Raw genomic sequence first — 1,105 nt, 5'->3', positions numbered from 1 at the left:
CGTGTGGACGAAACTATCCTCGTGGTCGACCAGCAGGATGTTGACGCCGTCGCCGACGCGCGCGGTCGTGCGCTCGGTGCTGGCGGAATTGCCTGTCTTGGCGTCGCGGATGGCGGAGAGCATGGCGGATGCCTTCAGTTCGGTTTCGGCTTCTTCTTCCTCGGGAATGCTGTCGAACAGCAATGTGGCGCCGGCCCGCACTTCGGCAATGCCGTCCTTGATACGGATGGTGCGGAGCGTCAGGCCGGTGTTCATGTCACCGTTGAAATTGACCATGCCGATCGCACCGCCATACCAGGCGCGCGGGCTCTTCTCGTTCTGTTCGATGAAGCGCATGGCCCACAGTTTCGGCGCGCCGGTGACGGTGACCGCCCAGGCATGCGACAGGAAGGCATCGAAGGCATCCATGCCTTCGCGCAGCCGGCCTTCGATGTGGTCGACCGTGTGGATCAGGCGCGAATACATTTCGATCTGCCGACGGCCGATGACGCGCACCGAACCCGGCTCGCAGACCCGCGACTTGTCGTTGCGGTCGACGTCCGAGCACATGGTCAGCTCGGATTCGTCCTTCTTGGAGTTGAGCAGTTTCAGGATCTGCTCGGAGTCCGAAATGGCATCGTCGCCGCGCTTGATGGTGCCCGAGATCGGGCAGGTCTCGACGCGGCGGCCGTTGACGCGAACGAACATTTCGGGCGAGGCGCCGATCAGGTATTCGCCTTCGCCCAGATTGATGAAGAAGGAATAGGGCGAGGGGTTGATTGCCTTCAGCTTGCGCGAAATCTCGGATGGCTGCGTTTCGCAGCGCTCGTAGAACATTTGGCCGGGCACGACCTCGAACAGGTCGCCGCGCTTGAACGAATCCATCGCCTTGCGGACCAGATTGGCGTATTCGCCCGGTTCATGGTCGCCGCGCGGCGGGATGCGGTCGGGGCTCTTGAACGGCTCGGCGATTTCGTCGCGCGGCAGCCCTTCGGTCGAAAAACCTTCACCGGCATAGTCGTAGCGGTCAGTCCAGGCCTTGGCCGAATAATGGTCGACGACCAGGATCTCGTCGGGCAGGAAAAGCACCAGGTCGCGCTGGCCTGGCTTGCGCTCGAGCTTGTAG

The 1,105-nt window shown here is 62.4% G+C and carries 1 protein-coding gene; it reads right to left on the bottom strand.

What is annotated here, in order from left to right:
* On the bottom strand, positions 1 to 1,105 hold a 1,105-nt coding region (locus EN750_RS35640; RefSeq protein WP_127399368.1), incomplete at both ends, for an anthranilate synthase component I.

The organism is Mesorhizobium sp. M7A.F.Ca.ET.027.03.2.1 (assembly GCF_003999175.1).
Taxonomy (GTDB): domain Bacteria; phylum Pseudomonadota; class Alphaproteobacteria; order Rhizobiales; family Rhizobiaceae; genus Mesorhizobium.
The sequence above is the reverse complement of the archived record's forward strand: the minus strand, read 5'-3'. Positions and strand labels throughout refer to the sequence as shown.